Origin of the sequence: Atopobium fossor DSM 15642, from assembly GCF_000483125.1 — a bacterium.
Classification (GTDB): domain Bacteria; phylum Actinomycetota; class Coriobacteriia; order Coriobacteriales; family Atopobiaceae; genus Atopobium; species Atopobium fossor.
This window is the reverse complement of the sequence record NZ_KI519553.1, coordinates 166,198-186,459: the sequence shown is the minus strand read 5'-3', so window position 1 is coordinate 186,459 and position 20,262 is coordinate 166,198. Positions and strand designations below refer to the sequence as shown.

The following is a 20,262-nucleotide window of genomic DNA, read 5'->3' as shown; positions in this document are numbered from 1 at the left end:
AACCTCTGTGACAAGGCACATTTTTAGTTAAAGTATTCTATAGAGCCGTTATCATACATGAAACCTGGATGCTTACTTACTTTATCAAATACTATTACTGTGCCAGACTTATTTTTGAGATATAGGTATCCTTGATCTCCCTCAGGAGATACATATGCTAAATGAACAACACCATACTCGTTTTCCTCTGCATCAGTTAGGAAAAATATGTTTGGATCCTCTGCTATTTTAAAAGTCCCATTAGTAATGTTTCCTTCAAAATCAACCATCTGCCAGCGGTTATTACCTTCTGTATGAAAGGAAAAGTTACCACCAATTTTCTGATGCTCTCTATATACACCATCAATATTAAACCCGTCGATAATTCCTTTTTTAAAATGATTTGCTTCCCGTAACGCTCCAAGCAAAAAGATAATCCCCGCTATAGCAAGCAAACCAAATAAAGCGACAGATATTCTCAGAACACGTGTCTTCATCCCTACTCCAACCCACCGAATCCGATAAAAGCTATTACCTTTTCTTTAGAAACAGCAAGCTCACAATAAAGATTATCAAAAATAAATCGATGTTTTATTTTAGATACATAATAACCTATTTAAATATGCTCATTTACAAAAAAGAACCGGAAGACCAAGTCTTCCGGTTCGTAACAAACCCTATGTTGCAGGCTAGAACTTATAGCTCAGCGTAAAGCTCCTTGAGCTTGAGTAAGTGCTCATAGCGATCCATTGCTGCCTGCTCATTGCGGGCAAAAAGCTCTTCTGCACGCTCGGGGAACTCCGTGGTAAGGCGAGCATAACGTGCCTCATTCATAAGGAACTCACGGTAACCTTCCTTCGGAGCCTTGGAGTCTAGGCTAAACTTCTTACCCTTCTCGGCCTCCGGGTTAAAGCGGAAGAGGTTCCAGTAACCACATTCAACTGCCTTCTTCATCTCTTCCTGCGCATGCTGCATGCCACCCTTCTTGATGGAGTGCATCTCGCAGGGGCTGTAACCAATAATCAGAGAAGGACCATCGTAAGCCTCTGCCTCGGCAATTGCTTTGAGCGTCTGAGACTGGTTAGCGCCCATTGCAACTTGAGCAACATACACATAACCGTAGCTCATGGCAATTTCTGCCAGGGACTTCTTCTTTACATCCTTACCAGCGGCTGCAAACTGTGCAACCTGACCGAAGTTAGATGCCTTAGAAGCCTGTCCACCAGTGTTGGAGTAAACCTCAGTATCAAAGACAAAGACATTGACGTTGCGACCAGATGCCAAAACATGATCCAAGCCACCAAAGCCAATATCGTATGCCCAACCATCGCCACCAAAGATCCAGAAGGACTTCTTGGAGAGGAAGGACTTGTCTGCCAAGATTGCCTTAGCAGCATCAGAGCCATTAGCCTCAAGAGCAGCAATATAAGCTGCGGATACGTCCTGTGAACGACCGTTATCGTTGCGGTTATCCATCCAAGCCTTTGCAGCCTCTGCAAACTCATTGGATACAGTACCGGACTCAAGCAATGCCTGCGTTGCAGCAACGAGGCGATTTTGCTGAGACTCGTAGCCAATCTCAAAGCCCAAGCCATGCTCTGCATTGTCCTCAAACAAAGAGTTATTCCATGCAGGACCATGACCACAAGCAGTAACGGTAAAGGGCGATGTAGCTGCAGGGTTACCCCAAATGGAAGAACAACCGGTAGCATTGGAGATATACATACGATCGCCAAATAGTTGTGTTACCAAACGAGCATAGCTGGTCTCGGCGCAACCAGCACATGATCCAGAGAACTCAAGCAAAGGCTTGTGGAACTGAGAAGACTTAACATTCTTAGAAGAGAACAGTTCATCCTTCTGCTTAACCTCACTGTAGATGTAGTCCCAGACAGGCTGCTGATCAAGCTCGTCCTCTTGAGGAACCATGGTCAAAGCGCTTGCAGGACAAATGTTTGCGCAGTTGTGGCAACCCATGCAGTCCAGAGGGCTAACCGTAATACCAAACTTGTAACCGGTATCCTTAGGCATCTTAAGGTCAAGCATGCGCGTAGCCTCAGGAGCAGCAGCTGCCTCTTCGGCGGTCATAGCAAAAGGACGAATGGTTGCATGAGGGCATACATATGCGCACTGGTTGCACTGAATGCACTTGGTCTCATCCCAATGAGGAACGGATACTGCAGTGCCACGCTTCTCGTACTGAGAAGCACCAAGCTCCCACTGACCATCTGCATTGTGAGCAAATGCAGATACGGGCAAAGAGTCGCCATCCATAAGGTTAATAGGAGTCAGAAGCTCCTTGACCTGCTTAACAATAGCCTCGCGGCCCTCAAGGGTAAGGTGACTAGGCTCGTCTGCAGCATCTACCCAATCTGCAGGAATCTCAAACTTGCGGAATGCCGTTGCACCAGCATCAATAGCCTTCCAGTTGGCCTCGACAATAGCCTGGCCCTTCTTGGAATAGCTCTTCTCGGCAGCATCCTTCATGTACTGCAAAGCCTCAGACGCAGGTAATACATTTGCTAGCGCAAAGAATGCAGACTGCAATACCGTGTTGGTACGCTTACCCATACCTACCTTTTGTGCAAGGTCAATTGCATCAATGAGGTAGATAGAAATGTTGTTCTTGGCAACATAGCGCTTAGCATTTGCAGGGAAATGCTTGTTAAACTCCTCATCACTCCACTGACAGTTAAGCAGGAAGCTGCCACCAGGCTTAACATCGCGGACCATCTTGAAGCCCTTGATAACGTAGCTGGGATTGTGGCATGCAACAAAGTCTGCCTTAGTTACATAGTAAGGAGAGCGAATGGGAGAATCACCAAAGCGCAGGTGGGAAATGGTTACGCCACCAGTCTTCTTTGAATCGTACTGGAAGTAGGCCTGTACATACTTATTGGTATGATCACCAATAATCTTAATAGAGTTCTTGTTTGCGCCAACCGTACCATCGCCACCAAGACCCCAGAACTTGCACTCAATGGTACCCTCAGCTGCAGTGTTGGGAGCATCGGGATCCATAGGCAGGGATAGATTGGTAACGTCGTCAACAATACCCAGAGTAAACTCACGCTGAGGTGCATCCTTCTTAAGCTCATCGTATACAGAGAATGCTGCTGCTGGTGGCTCGTCCTTGGAGCCCAAGCCATAGCGGCCACCTACAACGGTAAGCTCGGACTTGCCAGCCTCATACAGAGCAGAAACAACATCCTGATATAAAGGCTCACCAATGGAGCCAGGCTCTTTGGTACGATCTAAGACAGCGATCTTCTTAACCGTTGCAGGAAGTGCTGCAATAAAGTCATCTACAGACCAAGGGCGATACAAACGCACCTTTACGAGACCTACCTTCTCGCCCTGAGCGGTAAGGTAATCGATAACCTCTTCTAAGGTATCGCAGAAAGAGCCCATGCAAACTACTACACGGTCTGCATCTGGAGCGCCATAGTAATCAAACAGGTGATAGTTAGTACCAAGCTTCTTATTAACCTTGTCCATATAACCCTGAACAATGGCAGGAAGCTCATCATAGATGGTGTTGCAAGCCTCACGATGCTGGAAGAAAATGTCACCGTTTTCGTGGGAACCACGAGCTGCAGGATGCTCTGGGTTAAGAGCATGATCGCGGAAAGCCTGTACAGCATCATGATCAAGCATAGTTGCCAAGTCATCAAAGTCCCAAGTAGCAACCTTCTGAATCTCATGAGAAGTACGGAAGCCGTCAAAGAAGTTTACAAAAGGAACCTTGCCAGAAATTGCGGAAAGATGAGCAACAGGAGAAAGGTCCATTACTTCTTGTACATTGCCCTCTGCGAGCATGGCAAAACCAGTCTGGCGAGCAGCCATAACATCAGAATGATCACCAAAGATGTTAAGTGCATGGGTAGCTACGGTACGAGCACTCACATGAAATACCGCAGGCAAACCCTCTGCGGCAATCTTATACATGTTGGGAATCATCAAGAGCAAACCCTGAGAAGCGGTGTAGGTAGTGGTAAGAGCACCTGCGCCCAAAGAACCGTGAACGGTTCCGGAAGCGCCACCCTCAGACTCCATCTCTACAACCTTAACAGGCGTGCCAAAAACGTTCTTGAGTCCGCGAGCTGCCCACTGATCTACATGGTCTGCCATAGGACTGGAAGGCGTAATGGGGTAAATACCAGCAACTTCCGTGAAGGCGTACGACACCCATGCGGCGGCCTCGTTGCCGTCCATGGATTTAAATTTTCTCGCCATTTCCTCTCCTTCGAACATAGCGAACTGCTTTCGTACAAGCAGTATTAATAAAGCGCTTAAATGGCTGCTGACCAACCTCCTCCCTAAAGGAGACACAGTCATGCCCTTCTCATAATACTCCATGCATACGTGTTCTAAAAAAGAAACTTTTGCATAGACTGAGTATTTTTTTCTATAATTTCCCAAAGTTAAGTGGGATTTACTTAATACTTTGGATATAACTACTCCTATACCCGCATGTACAACAACTCATGCACAAGCATATTCACAAGTTCGGATAAAGTATGCATAAAGATATCGAGAAGGGCATGCTATGAAGGCTCGAATTTTGTTAGTGGAAGACGATAGGGAAATAGTGCATTCGCTTTCTGAGTTGTTAACAAGCGAGGGCGCAACGGTTATTTGTTGTGATACACAGGATGCAGCCATTGCATATGCCACAGGTACTACCAAGAAACTCGGTGAGGCCACACCATTTGATATTGTACTCATGGATATTAGCCTGACACAGGGCAACGGATTTGCTGCATGTTCCGCAATTAAAGCGGTTCAGCCCAACCTGCCAGTAGTCTTTTTAACGGCTTCGGGAGATGAATTTAACACCGTTACGGGATTCTCGATGGGAGCCGATGATTACATTGCCAAGCCTTTTAGGCCACGCGAGCTCATGGCCCGTATTACTGCCATTTTACGCAGACAACGTCCTGTAACAGAATCGTTGCTCAAAACGGGCGATGTGGTGATTGACGTAACGCGCGCTCGAGTAACCAAGACTGGTATGGAAATTGATTTATCTGCCATTGAATACAGGCTGTTGTTGGTATTGGCAACACACCCTGACTCTTTGGTAACACGCGATGCCTTACGAGAAGCTTTGTGGGATGATGCATGCGCATATGTTGGCGACAACACTATCTCCGTATACATAAAGCGACTACGTCAAAAACTAGAAGATGACCCCGTAGAGCCTCGCATAATTTTGACAGTGCGCGGACGCGGCTATAAGGCGGCCCCAGCATGGAACTAGTACTGCACAACAGGCATATAAAAGCAGAATTAATATGCTTGCTGCTTATTGGATTGGCATGCACGGCTGTTACTTGGATTTTTGCTGGCAATAAAAACGCTGTGGTTGTAGGCGTCATGGCCCTAGCACTTACCTGCGCACACATTGGTTTTACCATGTGGCATACCAAGCAAATTGCCAAGCTTACCCAACGCGTGGATGATGCACTACACGCAGACAATCCTCTTTCCTTTGCAGATATGCGTGAGGGCGAGTTGGCGCTGTTAGGCAATCAAATTGATAAAACCTTTGGCAAGCTAGTAAGCATAAACACCCAGCTTGAAGTAGAGCGTCAGTCTTTGGGAGATTCGCTAGCAGACATTAGCCATCAGCTGCGTACCCCCATGACCAGTTTGGGCTTAGAGCTGGAACTCATTCGTAAACACACAGCAGACCCTGAAGTGTCGCGTCGCTTGCGTCATGGTGAGCAACTTATTGATCGTATGCGCTGGCTCATAGAAACCCTTCTGCGCTTAGCGCGTATTGACGCGGGAGCTATTCATCTAGAACAAAAACAGGTACAGGTAGTGGGACTGGTACGTGATGCACTACGACCACTCGAAGTAGCGCTTGACCTGGCAGATATTACTATTGAGCAGCACATTGATGCAGATGCCAGCTTTATAGGTGACCCTGCCTGGTCTTGTGAGGCACTACAAAATGTACTTAAAAACTGCTTGGAACACACCCCTGTTGGCGGCACTATTACCATACAAGTCAGTGAAGACAGTCTAGCATGTCGCATTGTTATTACAGACAGTGGAACCGGCTTTGATGAGCAGGAACTCCCCCACATTTTTGAACGCTTTTATCGCGGGCGTACAACATCAACGGTGCAAGACAGGGACATACCAGCCACTCACAATGCGACCGATGTATCTGCGGACGGTATTTTGTCTCATACTGCAAGCAACGCATCGCCTGTTAATCCTAGCGGCGTAGGCATTGGTTTATCTTTGGCACAAGCTCTTATTTTTGCTCAGGGTGGGCGTATTCGCGCACTCAATAAAAAAGACGTCAATGGCCAGACTATAGGCGCGTGCTTTGAGATTGCATTTTACAAAACTGTTGTCTAACACAAAGAGGTTGTCCAACAATGACAGAACTGTCATCTAACTGTCACGGAATTGACAGGATAATTTGGCAGGATAGAAAGTGACAATCCACCTGTTAAGGGAGGCATAATGAGCTTTCTGTCAGTTGAACATTTAAGCAAGGTATATGGTCGTGGCCAAGCACAGACTACAGCACTGAGCGATGTTAGTTTTGAGGTTGAGCGCGGTGAATTTGTTGCCATTATCGGTAGCTCGGGCTCAGGAAAATCTACATTAATGCATTTGTTAGGCGGTGTTGATCGCCCTACATCGGGCACCGTGCGTCTTAACAACGAGGATATCTATGCTCGCAGCGATGAACAGTTGGCAATTTTTCGCCGTCGTGAAGTCGGTTTGGTGTACCAATTTTATAATCTCATACCTGTGTTAACAGCCGTAGAAAATATGACGCTACCTGTGCGCCTCGATGGTCGTAAGGTTAACGACGAGCGACTTAAGACCTTGCTATATGCACTTAACCTCAATGGTTATGAAAATCATCTTCCCAACCAGCTTTCTGGTGGTCAGCAGCAACGTGTAGCTATTGGGCGTGCCCTTATGAATGAGCCAGCTATTGTTTTGGCAGATGAGCCCACTGGCAATTTGGATAGCAAAAACTCTGCAGAAATCATGCAGTTGCTTCGAGCAAGCAACAAGGACCTTAAACAGACGTTGATTGTCATTACGCATGATGAAGATGTAGCACTTATGGCCTCACGCGTGATTGCTATAGAAGACGGTCGCATTGTGTCTGACGAGCGCCGCAATGCCCCACGCTCTTTGTAGGCGGTGGAAACCATGAAAAACTCTATTATGTTTAACTTTACTAAGCGCTCATTAGGTGCCAATAAAACACGTACGGTGGTATCTATCATTGGTGTAATGTTGTCTACTGCGCTGATTTGTGGTGTGTTTACCACAGTAACTAGTATCCATGCAGCCATGCTCAAGCGCACTATTTCCACTGAGGGTTCATGGAGTGCTATGTCCCAAAATGTGGACCCTAAACATGTAGATAAGCTGGTAGCAAGCGAGCATACACGTGCAGCAGCTTCTTCTACCGTATTGGGCACCGCACAGCTTTCTGGTAAGATATACACCCACGATGTAGATGGCGTGTTCCAAATTCGTACGCTTCCACAACAAATCAAGGGTTCAGCAGATACCACACGCGGGTTAACCATAACGCCCACCATTACCGAGGGTACCTACCCCACTCAGACCAACCAGCTGGCACTTCCCGAACGCTTTCGCGAAACTCAATTTACAGACGCCAATCTTTGGTCTGACGAGAAAATCAATGTAGGCAGCACTATTCATGTAAACATATCCGACGCAAACACCACAACAGCCAACAGTGAAACAGCTGAACTACGCAGCTATACCGTAAGCGGCTTTTATGAAGCTACAAGTCCCTTCTTTGGTAACTCTTTGGTAGCAGGAGACAACCTCTTGGTAGCTTTGGCATCCCCCAACTCTGCCAATTACTCCACCAAAGGTCAAGGCATGGTGTGGTTTGAGCTGACGGGTTTCTCAACACAAGATGAATTAACCAACTTTGTAGACAGCATACTTTCCACAAACCCTGATGTTGCTGACAAAATATTATCCAACAACACAAACTCCGCCGACCAGCAAAATCCCAACACCATTACACGCACGATTTTTCACTCAAATCTTTTGAGGTATCAAGGCTTGCGTGGACAGTCGGCGACATGGGATGCACTATGGAATTTTGGCGTGTTCTTGGCAGTAATTATTAGTGTGGCTTCCATTGTGTTGATTTACAACTCGTTTGCTATTTCCGTTGCCGAACGTACACGACAGTTTGGTCTGTTATCCAGCCTTGGAGCTTCCAAAAAACAGATGCGACGCACAGTATATTTGGAATCTATACTCATTGGTGTTATTGGCATTCCGCTAGGAATTATCGCAGGTATTGGCGGTGTTGCTGCAGCATTACAAATAGCCAAACAAGGTTTTACTGTACTGCTTAATTCCAACGATGGACAAACGGTATCACTCAGTGTAAGTAGTTTTGCCTTAGCACTTTCTGCCGCGTTTGAACTTGTTGTGTTACTCATTGGCGCCGCTGTTCCTGCCCTACGCGCAAGTAGGCTTTCTCCCATGAGCGCCATTCGCCAGACAGCTGATATTAAAATGAGCAAACGCCTTACATGCAAGATTACTTCCACAACACATGGAATCTATGCGCGCCTTGCAGGTATTGCAGGCACATTAAGCTCACGTAATCTATCCCGCAGTAGCTCGCGCGGAACAACCATTGTGGTTTCTCTTGCTGTGAGCGTAACGCTTATCGTTATTACCGGTAATTTTGTGCGTATCTTACTGCCCATCATTGATGCTCAAAATAACTATTCCGATGCAGACATTGCAATCACTCTCTACTCTACCAACAACAAAACCGCAGTAGATTCCAGCAAAATTCTAGAAGACATTGAGAACAATATTCCAGGTTTAACCTGTCAAGAACGTGTAATCGATTTTCAAGTATCTGCAACAACAAGTGGTGATGCACTTACCAGCTCTATGAAAGAATATGTATCCAGTTCTTTTAGCAGCCATAGCCCATCCAGTAACTATAGTAATTACAGCAAGCACTCTAATACCTATGTAGATACTTTTTCTGTACGTGTTCCCAGCCAGGAAACATGGGATAAGCTTGTTAAGAAATATCACGTAGACAAAGACAATGGAATTCTTGTTCTAAACAATATGGCTGCTGTTTTTAATGAGAAGCAACAGATAATTGAGCCCTTTACCAACTTAAATAGTATGGACTTGTACACCTGGTCTCACAAGCGTGGTCTATACCTATGGTTTGATTCTATGGGCACACTTGTAGTTCCCATCTACCCCAGTGAACTCAATAGTGACTCTAATCAAACAGATACCTCTAGCAGTTCTAACACCTCTGACACCACAGCTGAACCCATCTATACACCATTAGATGCTTTGGGCGATAAAATAGCTACCCATACCGTCACAAGCATTGCACTTGTCCAAAACACCAAGACAGATGCCCCTTATTTGCCTCAAGACAACAACGGAAGCCTGAACATACTCATGGCCCCCGAGCTTGCCAATCAGATCATAACTCCTGCTAATGACACAATGGTAAACGTGTACTACACCGCTCAAAATTCTGCAAAGGCAACGGAACAGCTGAGCGATGCTTTGGAAGCAGCAGATTTGGCAAACGAGAGCTATCACATATCTGACCTCAGCACAGATCGTCAGAACCAACAACTTGTTACCCAAACTATGCTACTGTTCCTCTTGCTCTTTACTGGCATCATGGTTCTTATTGCTATTGCAAACGTATTCAACACCCTATGTAACTCTATGATGCTTCGTACACGCGAATTTGCTGTTTTGCGCTCTGTTGGTATGGACGAAAAACAGTTTAACCTCATGATATTTTGCGAATGTTTGAGCTATGCTCTGCGTGGTTTGGTGATAGGAGCTGTACTTTCCATAGGCGCATGCTGGATTTTCTGGAAGTTGGTTATTGACAGCGCTGATACGTCATCTATAAATAACAGTCTTTTAACATTTAAACTGCCATTGCCTTCTCTACTTGATGCATCTATTTGTGTGGTTGTAGTTTTGATTGTAAGTGTCGTGTATGCGCTCCGTAAAACACATGCCACCAACGTGGTTGAAGTGCTTCGCAATGAAGTCATCTAACGATTAGTAATCTTAATCTAACTTTTTAACAAATACTTGCGTATACTATACGCAAGTATTTTTTGCGACGTCATGCCTAGGTCGCAGCTTTCTGCGTGTCGCCTCGTATGCTCGCGATCCCATTGCTCTACGACACACAAGGAGGTAGCGTATGGATTTACAGTTTGGTGACGTTCAAGAAACAGCGCTCATTACCCTTGCTATACGCGCAAGTGAGACCTCTCGCCCAAATCCGCGCATCCGCGATCCCAAAGCTCAAGAGATTATCAAAACGCTTGGTGTGGATGTAAGTAAATTTGATCCATTCTTGTCACATGAGGGCGTTGTAGCACGCACTATTATGTTTGCAAACGAGCTTAAGCGCCTTATTGCACTGTATCCTCAGGCAGTATGCGTTAACCTTGGCTGTGGTTTTGATGATAAATTTTCGCAGGTAGATAATGGCAAAATCACTTGGTTTGACGTAGATCTTCCCGATCAAATTGCCGTTCGCAAAAAGGTATACAAAAATAGCGAGCGTTGCCACATGCTTGATGGCGATGCTCTGAATGGCTATTGGACCTGCAATATTCCCCAATCCAACCCAACCATCGTAATTATGGAAGGCGTGTTGGAGTATTTCTCAAAGCAACAAGTACAAACTTGTTTGCATATGCTCTGTGACTCTTTTGAGCATGGTTATTTGCTTGCTGAGTTGCATCATCCCATACTTGAAAGAAACTCGCAGCATCATGATGCGGTAAAAAACACCAAAGCACAGTTTGGCTGGGGAACTAAATCAGCAGAAGAATATCTACCGTTAGAGCCGCGTTTGCGTGTAGTTTCAGAACATAGCTACAACGAGGAAATGCGTAAATATACACTGCGTGGCAAGCTGTTTGCTATCATCGGAAAAAATATCAACAACCGCCTTGCCGTATTTGAATGGTAGTATTACTAGGACATAAGCGGTAAAGGATTATCCCAGTTAAAGGCATCAATTCCCGCAACTGCCTGCGCACCCAATTCAAAATGATACCGCACAATCCCTAAATCGATGGCTGAATAAGATCCACCCTTATTCTCTATGCGGGCTGTGTGAGGTGACGTTTGAACAATGCAATACGATTGCCTATTGAGGGCAGTTGGAGCATATTTTGCCGCCTCACAACCAGCAACAAACCAGGCATCTGCCTTGTTATCTGTAGACGGTAATTGCTTAAAGCGCGTAGCCTCTGGCTTGAACGCATGCTGCACGCCCTGCGTAGATCCATAACCCAAAGCTATAACGCAAAGGAGCTTGTGTCCTGGAGCCACCAATTGCTTGACCTTCGCTTTGGAAAATGTAAGTGCTACCCAACAGGAATTAAGGCCGAGTTCTGCTGCCTTAAGCTCGATTTTCTCGCCATAGTAGCCACAAACTTCATCCAAATTTTTATTATTAGGACCAGCAACTACTAAATAGTTAGCCACACCAGAAAACTTTCCATAGTGTGCCAAAAAGCCTGTAAATGCAGTAGGCTCATTGAGCATAAGCCTAAGACTTAAGCCAGATTGCGCGTTTGCTTGGTCCACTTCAGCCTGCAAAACTTGGGCTACTTTTTGCGGAATGGGCTTCTCGATAAAAGTTCGTACTGCATGACGATTGCGAATAAGCACCATTACATCGGTTGTGGGTTCTAAGGGCATAACGTCTCATCTCTAACGTTGCAATATTGTTATGTATTGTGCCCAAAAAGCTATAGCAGCTAACAAGAGTAACCACCACTATGCACAGCTGATAAGCGATTCTCCATAGGAGTAAGTTGATGGCGCAAAATACAGTTTGTAAGTATTATCGGAGACATTCTTACAGCTTTTCTCGGTAGCCATCTATGACAGAATCATGATGGAAACCCACTCGCATAAGAAGCAATATAACTTGTATATAATTCCTATTGTCGTTATTGGTTTGCTAATAGAAAAAGGTGAAGTAATGGCAGACCTTATTGTTTGGGGACCTGTTTTCCCAGTTGTTGCGGCAATTATTCTGATAATTGTAATTCTCTCTCAGGGATATATTAAGGCACCACCTGATCAGGCATACATTATTTCTGGTAGTGGCAAGAAACCTCGCTACCTAATTGGTAAAGCTGGCATCCGCATTCCATTTTTTGAGCGCTTGGATAAGCTATCTCTTAAAATGCTATCCGTAGACGTCAATACCACCAAGACCATCCCCACCAAGGATTACATCAACATCATGGTTGACTCCGTGGCAGTCATTAAGGTGTCTAACACAGAGGATGGCCTATCAAAAGCTGCCGAGAACTTCCTGAACCGCGATTCTGAGTACATTAATGCCATGGTAGGCAGTGTACTGGAAGGTAATCTGCGCGAAATTATTGGCGGCATGAAGCTCACCGAGATTATGAACGACCGCAAGGCCTTTGCAGCACTGGTGCAGGACAATGCCTCCACCGACATGAGCAACATGGGCTTAGAGATTGTCTCGTTTAATATCCAGAACATCGATGATGATGGCCTGGGCGTTATCGAAAATCTTGGTATTGCCAACACGGTAAGCATCCGCAAGGAAGCAGAGATTTCTCGTGCCAATGCCGAAAAGGAAATTGCAGTTGCGCAGGCAAACGCTAACAAGATTGCTAACGATGCACGCATTGTGTCCGAAACCGCAATTGCCGAGCAAAACAATGCACTTGCACTTAAGCAGGCTGCACTCAAGGCAGAGGCAGATACAGAAACCGCTAAGGCAGACGCTGCCATGTCCATTGAGGCTCAGCGTCAGCAAAAAGCCATTAATACCGAACAGGTAAACGCTGAGATTGCCAAGGCAGACCGCGAAGCCGAGCTCAAGATGAAAGAAGTTGCGGTTAAGGAGCAAGAGCTTGCCGCATCCATTCGTAAACAGGCAGACGCCGAGCGTTATGCTGCAGAGCAAAAGGCTCAGGCAGACTTGGTAACCAAGCAAAAGCAGTCCGAGGCAGAACTGTATGCTGCTCGTAAGCAAGCCGAGGGCATTAAGGCCCGTGGTGAAGCAGAGGCAGAAGCCGCACGCGCCAAAGGCATTGCTGAGGCGGAAGCCATGGACAAGAAAGCTGAGGCCCTTAAGAAGTATGGCCAGGCTGCTCTTGCACAACAGATTATTAATGTGCTGCCCGAAATTATTGCCGCTGCAGCCAAGCCTATTGAGGGCATTGATTCCATTAACATCTACTCCACTACTGGTGGCGCAGGTGGCGACGGATCTGATGGTACTGGTGCTCCTACATCGAGTGTCTCGGCCATTGCACCTCAGTCTATTAAGGCTGCATTTGACATGGTTAAGAGCGTGACTGGCGTGGATTTAAGTGATGTTATGCGCGCCGAAACCTATGATGCTAAGGTCAATAAGCACTTTACAATTGGCGCTGATGCCACCAGCAAGGAAACTCTTGCTCAAACTATCGAGAAGGTCGTTGGTGAAGGTAGTACTTCAACCGCCAAAACTGTAGCCACCGATGCTGATACCGCCGAAATGTCTGGCGATACGTCCAATGGGGCAACGGATGGCTCTGCAGACATCAAGTAATTGCTTGTTAAGCAACTGCTTGGATGTTGCTTAAAACACAAAAGAACCCGCCAACGCTGGTGGGTTCTTTTTTGAGCAGTTTAAGAAGCTGGCCGTCTAACTAGTGCGGTAACTGCCAAATGTATTGAAACACCATTTGAATTAAGCAGTATTCCTAGGGTCAATACCAAGTCAGCAATATCTTCACGTAGATATGGTCTTGAACATGATTTTGATCGAGATATTACCAACCCAATAGGCATGAAAATCTATAAAGAGTGCCTTGAATGGATGAATGAATTACCAAACTAACAGCAGGCGAAACATTACAAGACAATAGGAAGAACGATTCCAAAAAGTATTCCAAAGCAGCCCAAGATACATCCTAAGACGCATACAAATAAAACCAATACTGAAATATAAGAACGAACCTGAATGGAGAACAAGCTGTAATCAGCTATTTGATCACTTGGGATAGCTGTAATAAGTTTGTCTGGCCTACCCTGAGAGTTCTTCTTATTAACAACTGATACAACATAGGTTCCTGCCTCAGCCGTAAATGAATACAGTTCCATCCTTGCTGCACTAAATCTTTTAATAGTAGTGCGTAGAATGCTGGTAGATAAAGGAATTGATTGTCCTGTTTGTTGATTAATAAGATTGAGGCTAAATTTTCCAATAGGAGTCCTTGTAAACAATTTTCCGCTAAACCATAAGCCATAGCGTCCTTTCTCGGCAAGCGTAAAAACGCCTTGACCCTTTGTATAGGGCATTTCGTAAATCTTTTTTGTCTTAGCAAAACGGATGATGTATTTGATGCTTGCAACTAGAACAACCATCCCAGCTGGGGTCAGCAAGCAAAATAAATACTTCATATTTATCGCCTCTTTATGGCATGTCTAACAAGCACCTCAACCATAAGAGCAGTAAATACTGCTAGAGGTAAAACTATTATGGGAACGACTGGTAACAACTGCCAAACTACCAACAGAACAACGCGACGCTTTCCTGGCCAGCCGTAACCCCAATCTCCTTGAATAATATCAATAGCTGCAAAAAGGGTTTCACATACCCATGCTGCAAATGCATTGCTATCTGAAATACGCCACAAATAGTGAAAAAGGAGAAAGTTCCCCATAAGGTATAGTGGAGCAAATAGCAATACGGCTTTTACTGTCTGCCTGCCCACACATTCATATAGTTCTTCTTTTTCTTGGCTGGGCATGTCTCGTAAAAAGGTACTGCGTTTTTCATACCAGCTCATACGGTATACCGCATAACGATAAACAAAACCCCTTTTTAGATCTACAGACTTCATAAGCCAGCCTTTAACACCACACCGTAAGGTACTGTACTACGTTAGTAGATACTACTTGTTATCATATGTATCTACAACAATCACTTTTTTGAATAGGTCGCTGTAGCTTGGGTATTAATACCCCAGTAGCTCAGTATGAATATAAAAGAGAATCGTAAAAGTTTTAGTAGATTACAGCACCTCGTTTTTACAAAGAAAGGGTGTATACCATGTCTCGTTGCTCAGAAAGGCCAGTACCGGTTAGCACCTATAAAAAGACTGGAACTGCAAGCCTTATTGCGCTTATTATTTTTGGCATTATTGTTGCACTGTATATTGCCAACAAACCTGCTAAACAACTTGATACAGTTGCCCCTGTTACTCAAACTGATACAAACAGCCCCTCAAACTAAAGCCATATCTATTAAGGCTACAAAAAATTGAAGCAGTAGCCCACCAACCCTACTTAGCCTGCGGTTCAAGGATATCTATGCCGCAGTTATTACTCTAATATTATCTGCTTTGGCAAAAATGCAGTAAAATATAGTGTCGTAATAATAAAAGGGTATGACGCTTCTACTGTATGAGTAGCCATCTTAAGGCTTGCTTACAAAGGTGGTGTGGCAATGCTGTTTGACCTGTCTGACTTGCTTTTTCCATCCTATGACCTTCTGTTGATAGGACTTGTAATTTACGCTGCTTTTTCCATCTTCAAACTCAAAAGCAGAGTAACTCGCTTAGAAAACGCATTACAAACATACTTGTCAGAAAAACAACCTGAATCTGCCGTTAATACGGCGCCTGCAACTAATACTGCACACACAGTTACACCTCAGACTCAAGCGTCAAAATATACGCCCGTCACACCTGCTAGTCCTGCAACTAGTACTACATCCACACCAAATACCATACCCACTTCGATTCCTGCTGCATCGTATCGCTCTACTGAGCCGTGTCTTTCTACTTCTGCAACCCGCCCAGTGGGAGCACCGCCTATGCCAGCCGGAATATTCAATGAAAAAGCCGTTTTAACAACGGCAACGGCAACTGGTCCATCTGCATCAACAGGTACAACAAAATCACCTTCTGACTCAAGCTCTTCTTTAAAAGAGAACTTCTCATCTTTCGAGAGCTTAGTAGGACAAAATATCTTTGGTTTTGCAGCTGCCGGACTCGTTTTTATCGGCCTTATACTTTTGGGTATGCTTGTTGTTCCCTATTTGGGAGACATTATCCGTTGTGCGCTCATGTATCTTCTAAGCGCAGCGTTCTTGGCTGTTGGTTTTGTAGCCACAAAACATCAAATTACTGCTGATAAAAGTCCTTTTGCTGCAGGAAAAATTGATGTAACAGAGCACATACCACTGCTCTCATCAATCCTGTTAGGAACAGGCGCAGGAGGATTCTTCATTTCAATTCTCATAACGCGTCTTTACTTTGGATACCTTGATGATCTAGGTGTTCTAGCATTACTTTTGGTATGGACTGCCTCATGCATGTATCTTGTAAAGTATTTTGATTCCATAGTTCTTGCAGTTGTAGCTCATGTGGGCATGATTATTTCGGTATGTTTTTCCTACAGCTTTGGCTTTAGCGATACCGGTATTTTTATTGTTATCGCCTATCAGCTCCTTGCTTGCCTCATTGTTGTAGGCGGAAGCTTACTAAGTATGCGACGCATATATAGCCTTGGATTACTTGCGTCATTATTCCTTGTCCTTGTAGCAAGCTCTTATATGTGGCAGCATTTTGATGCGAGAAACGTTTTCTTCCCCGGTCTTTTAAGCATTATTTTTCCTGCTTACACTGCAGGATTCCAATCAGATCTTCCTAATGCTGTTGTTGCATCGGCATTTTTCATTCAGTTTATAAGCGCATCTTTTATGCTCCATTTGCTCAGAAACACTTTGATGCAAGATCAAGAACGTTCTATGCATACAGCGGCATCCACATCTTATGTAATAGGAGAATTCCTCTGGTTCTGCGCACTCTGCATGGATGTATACAAGGTCCTTGTACATCTTTTTATGTCTTGGAGCTATGCAGATTTACAAAACTCATCTAAGTTCCTAGCTGATCCCTTTATGCAAGAAATTGCTAACTGGGAGATTGATGTCTCACTTTGTATATGCATTCTTTTACTGGTGCTTCATGCAGGAATTGTCTTGCGGGCTGTTAAGAAAAAAGACTTCAGTACAAGTTTGGGCAAAGTATCGGTTATTGCTACGACATGTGTTATTGCTGCCTTCTTGCTATTTGGTGCTCCACATTTTAGGTGGGTGCCATTTGTTCCTGCAATATCTGGTTTGCTCTTTGTTGCTCTTGCGCTATATGCCCTCTCATGCACACAACGTGATAATGTCTACGCCGTTACAGGACATGTTATCTTGGCCATCGAAGCGCTGTATCTTCTTGGCAGTGGCTACGCACATCTGGTTTTACAATATGGCGTGCTTGGGCCTCTTGTTGCTTTAGTGGCTACTCTGACTCCACTTATATGGTGGAGCCGTCATGGCTACAACGTTGATTTTGAAGCAAAACGAGTTCCCGTTTTGCTTGCATCGTTGTTTTTCTTCGAGCTATCTATGTCAACAATCCCTCATATTGAAGGTCTTTTTATTGAGCACGTGCCACTCTTCAAGCTTGCTCAACTCATGGGACTATTTGTATTTTTCCCAGGTCTTCCACAAACAGCATTTACGGGATTTTCTCTCTTACAGCTACAGGATAAATCCATTTGCTCTCGCGGTTGGATTAGAGCTGCACAAGTTAACGAAGTAATAATTCTGCTCAATTTTGTAAGTTACATATCAGGAAATCAAGGTTTGGACGCTCCAGAAAGAAACGTATTTGCGTCTGCAATATATCTACTGGGTGCTGCGCTCATACTTGCCATTATTGTAGCTCGAGTATGGGAACACGCTCAATATGCACAACAAGGCATACCTACATCGGCAGTCCTCCAAGTTGTCTGGGCAATTATATTTACGCTTTTGTGTCCGGCTATTTTAAATCGTCTGGGCATTCTTGGTGAGCTTGGCTATGCAGCCAGCTTAGTTTATATGGTCTGTGCTCTTATCTGCATAGTGGTGGGCTTTAGGTTTAATATTCGCCCCATGCGTCTGTATGGCTTGGTTGTATCCATGCTTTGCGTACTCAAGATGGTTCTTTTTGATTTTGGCGACAGCTCTACGCTTTCACGTGTTGTTGCATTTATCATTGGCGGCATCTTGTGCTTTACCATCAGCCTTCTGTACAACTATGCAACAAAGAAGCTCATCCCCCACCAATCAGAGTAATCCTACCAACTAGGATAACCCTATTAATTAAAGGTCATGTAGCACCAATCAAATTGAGGACGCCAATTTGAGAATTACGCTTTAGCTAAGACGCTAAGACGGCGCGTTAAAAAAGAGACGCCTACTAAGTAGGCATCTCTTTTTACGATTCCGGTAATAGGATAAAACATGGGACAAAGAGGTTCCCGACCTTCTCGATTACCCGCTCTTATGCAACTTCTGGAGCAATTTCTTTCTTTGTTGCAAAGTGTTCTGCAACAAAGCCCGTAATAAGTGGTGTAAGAATTGCTGTTACGATAACACAAGCAGCAACTTGTGCATTTGCCGTTGCAAGAACTGCTCCGCCATATACCGCAGGACTTACCTCGGCCATAGCGGCAGGAGTAAGCGCATTTGCACCAGCGCAGCTAGAAATACCTACACCTGCAACACCTGTACCACCTGTGGTGCGGTCAATAAAGAAGTTAATAAAGCCGCCAAGACAAGAGCAGATGATACCTAGCAAAATACCAGAAGGACCAGCAGCAATAAGGGCATCAAACTTCATACCACATCCCATTGCGAAGAAGGTCATAACAATAATTGCGGGAAGAGCACTAGTAAGCATCTTTTTCATACTTGGGAAAAAATTACCAAGCACAATACCAATAAGAATTGGAAGTACAGCTCCAAGCAAAGACCATCCGATAGGAGCTTGACCAGCCGCCCCAAGAGTAATCATAGTTACGGGAGGACCAACTACCAAAGTAGTAATAGCAACAGCACCCTGCTCGTATTCATTGCCGTAATCTGCCATAAGTCCAGAATACATAGCATTGTTGGCACCAGAGCATGCCGCCAGAATAACCATCGCGGATAAACCAAGGAAGTTATCGTTAAGCAAAAACAACACAGTCAAACCCAAGGCAACGCAGAAGATTACCTTAGAGATAATAATGATGGCACCACGAAGAGCAGCCTTAGGAGCACTCTTAAACGAAATAGTAGCTCCAACGCAGAGCATGAAAGCACCAACAAGTGCAGCCGTACCCTTATTGGTCATAGCTAAGGTAAAGCTACCCAATGTAGGAAATACCGTTGGGAAAAAGGTATTCATGGTTACACCAAGGAGTAAAGGTACCAAAATGTTTGCATCTGGAATGAGACCTAAAGCCTTAAAAGGATGCTGCATGGAAAGTGGTTCTTTTTCTGTCATAAAGAGGTCCACCTAGTCCATTACAATGCCGCCATCGCAGTCGCCAATTTCACCATTGACGAAGCTCGCAGCATCGGATGCAAAGAACAAAATCATTTGAGCAGGCTCGGAAGGCTGAGCAGGACGGCCCAACGGGATAATGCTCACAACCTTCTGGTACTTCTCGGGATCATTGGAAAGAGCGGTGGTCATACCCGTAATGGTAAAAGAGGGACAAACCGCGTTGCAGGAAATACCATACTTGCCACCCTCCTTAGCAATAGCCTTGGTAAAACCGTTAACACCAGCCTTGGAGGAAGCATAGGCAACTGTGCCCAGCAGGCCGCCACCAATTTTGCCTGCAACAGAAGAAACGTTAACAATGCGCGCGCCACCACGATCGATGAAATGTTGCCACAAAGCGTGAGTCAGATTGTAGGTACCCGTAAGGTTAGTGTTAATCGTTTTAGCCCATTCCTCATCATCTACCTGGGAAAAGGGAACGGTGCTTACACGACCAGCGCAGTTGATAAGAACATTAACATCCCCGCACTCTTCCAAAATGCGAACAACGGTTTTCTTAACAGCATCGGCGTCAGAAATGTCCATGAAGTAGAAGTAGTTACCCTCGCCAAGATTCTTAACAAACTGTTGGCCGACTTCTTCCTTGTCAAATGAGCACACAACAACATGCCCTCCGCCTGCAACAATACCCTTAGAAATCTCTGCACCAATGCCAGAATTACCACCAGTAACAAGTGCCAACTTGCCAGTAAAATCGAATGCCATGCTCTTCTCCTCCAAAATTGAGTGCTGACAAAACGACTTTATAATAGAGCCTTTGTAAGGTAATACTGCCTAAATTTGTATTTTTATA

Annotated in this window: 15 protein-coding genes; 8 read left to right on the top strand and 7 right to left on the bottom strand. The window is 44.9% G+C overall.

What is annotated here, in order from left to right; translation table 11 throughout:
* Positions 1-23: 23 nt before the first annotated feature.
* Together G469_RS08895 and nifJ are read right to left on the bottom strand one after the other, a co-directional pair.
* Positions 24-476 (bottom strand): hypothetical protein, encoded by a 453-nt coding sequence (locus tag G469_RS08895; protein WP_051353745.1) that lies wholly within the window; start codon positions 474-476, stop codon positions 24-26.
* A gap of 199 nt (positions 477-675) precedes the next feature.
* On the bottom strand, positions 676-4,215 hold the full coding sequence (gene nifJ / locus G469_RS0103565; RefSeq protein WP_028263876.1) for a pyruvate:ferredoxin (flavodoxin) oxidoreductase: 3,540 nt from the start codon (positions 4,213-4,215) through the stop codon (positions 676-678).
* A gap of 313 nt (positions 4,216-4,528) precedes the next feature.
* Between nifJ and G469_RS0103560 the strand changes: the two genes are divergently transcribed.
* From G469_RS0103560 to G469_RS0103540, 5 genes are all read left to right on the top strand, one after another.
* Entirely contained in the window at positions 4,529-5,242 is a 714-nt protein-coding gene (locus G469_RS0103560; protein WP_028263875.1) for a response regulator transcription factor, read from the top strand.
* Entirely contained in the window at positions 5,233-6,357 is a 1,125-nt protein-coding gene (locus G469_RS08260; RefSeq protein ID WP_051353744.1) for a sensor histidine kinase, read from the top strand. The genes G469_RS0103560 and G469_RS08260 overlap by 10 nt, the downstream gene beginning before the upstream one ends.
* 108 nt (positions 6,358-6,465) lie before the next feature.
* A complete protein-coding gene (locus tag G469_RS0103550) occupies positions 6,466-7,161 on the top strand; it encodes an ABC transporter ATP-binding protein (RefSeq protein ID WP_028263874.1) in 696 nt (231 codons plus the stop codon).
* A gap of 12 nt (positions 7,162-7,173) precedes the next feature.
* Positions 7,174-10,086 carry an ABC transporter permease gene (locus tag G469_RS0103545; protein ID WP_028263873.1) on the top strand — a complete coding sequence of 971 codons (2,913 nt, stop codon included), beginning with the start codon at positions 7,174-7,176 and terminating at the stop codon, positions 10,084-10,086.
* A 151-nt stretch (positions 10,087-10,237) separates the two neighbouring features.
* Positions 10,238-11,017 (top strand): class I SAM-dependent methyltransferase, encoded by a 780-nt coding sequence (locus G469_RS0103540; RefSeq protein WP_028263872.1) that lies wholly within the window; start codon positions 10,238-10,240, stop codon positions 11,015-11,017.
* Positions 11,018-11,022: 5 nt separating this feature from the next.
* On the opposite strand, the gene G469_RS0103535 is transcribed toward G469_RS0103540, so the two are convergent.
* Positions 11,023-11,754, bottom strand: coding sequence for a nitroreductase family protein (locus G469_RS0103535; protein WP_028263871.1), 732 nt, complete (start codon positions 11,752-11,754; stop codon positions 11,023-11,025).
* 286 nt (positions 11,755-12,040) lie between these two features.
* Between G469_RS0103535 and G469_RS08255 the strand changes: the two genes are divergently transcribed.
* Positions 12,041-13,636: a flotillin family protein gene (locus G469_RS08255; protein ID WP_084522291.1), complete on the top strand. Its 1,596-nt coding sequence runs from the start codon at positions 12,041-12,043 to the stop codon at positions 13,634-13,636.
* Positions 13,637-13,941: 305 nt separating this feature from the next.
* On the opposite strand, the gene G469_RS0103525 is transcribed toward G469_RS08255, so the two are convergent.
* Together G469_RS0103525 and G469_RS08250 are read right to left on the bottom strand one after the other, a co-directional pair.
* Positions 13,942-14,490, bottom strand: a complete 549-nt coding sequence (locus tag G469_RS0103525; protein ID WP_028263870.1) for a hypothetical protein — start codon at positions 14,488-14,490, stop codon at positions 13,942-13,944.
* Positions 14,491-14,492: 2 nt separating this feature from the next.
* On the bottom strand, positions 14,493-14,933 hold the full coding sequence (locus G469_RS08250) for a hypothetical protein (RefSeq protein ID WP_051353743.1): 441 nt from the start codon (positions 14,931-14,933) through the stop codon (positions 14,493-14,495).
* A gap of 209 nt (positions 14,934-15,142) precedes the next feature.
* Here G469_RS08250 and G469_RS0103515 point away from each other — a divergent pair, with 209 nt between their 5' ends.
* Positions 15,143-15,325, top strand: a complete 183-nt coding sequence (locus tag G469_RS0103515; protein WP_028263869.1) for a hypothetical protein — start codon at positions 15,143-15,145, stop codon at positions 15,323-15,325.
* A gap of 213 nt (positions 15,326-15,538) precedes the next feature.
* A complete protein-coding gene (locus G469_RS0103510; protein WP_028263868.1) occupies positions 15,539-18,211 on the top strand; it encodes a DUF2339 domain-containing protein in 2,673 nt (890 codons plus the stop codon).
* Between the two features lie 208 nt (positions 18,212-18,419).
* On the opposite strand, the gene G469_RS0103505 is transcribed toward G469_RS0103510, so the two are convergent.
* A complete protein-coding gene (locus G469_RS0103505; RefSeq protein WP_028263867.1) occupies positions 18,420-19,406 on the bottom strand; it encodes a 2-keto-3-deoxygluconate permease in 987 nt (328 codons plus the stop codon).
* Positions 19,407-19,418: 12 nt separating this feature from the next.
* Positions 19,419-20,174: an SDR family NAD(P)-dependent oxidoreductase gene (locus G469_RS0103500; protein WP_028263866.1), complete on the bottom strand. Its 756-nt coding sequence runs from the start codon at positions 20,172-20,174 to the stop codon at positions 19,419-19,421.
* Positions 20,175-20,262 lie beyond the last annotated feature (88 nt).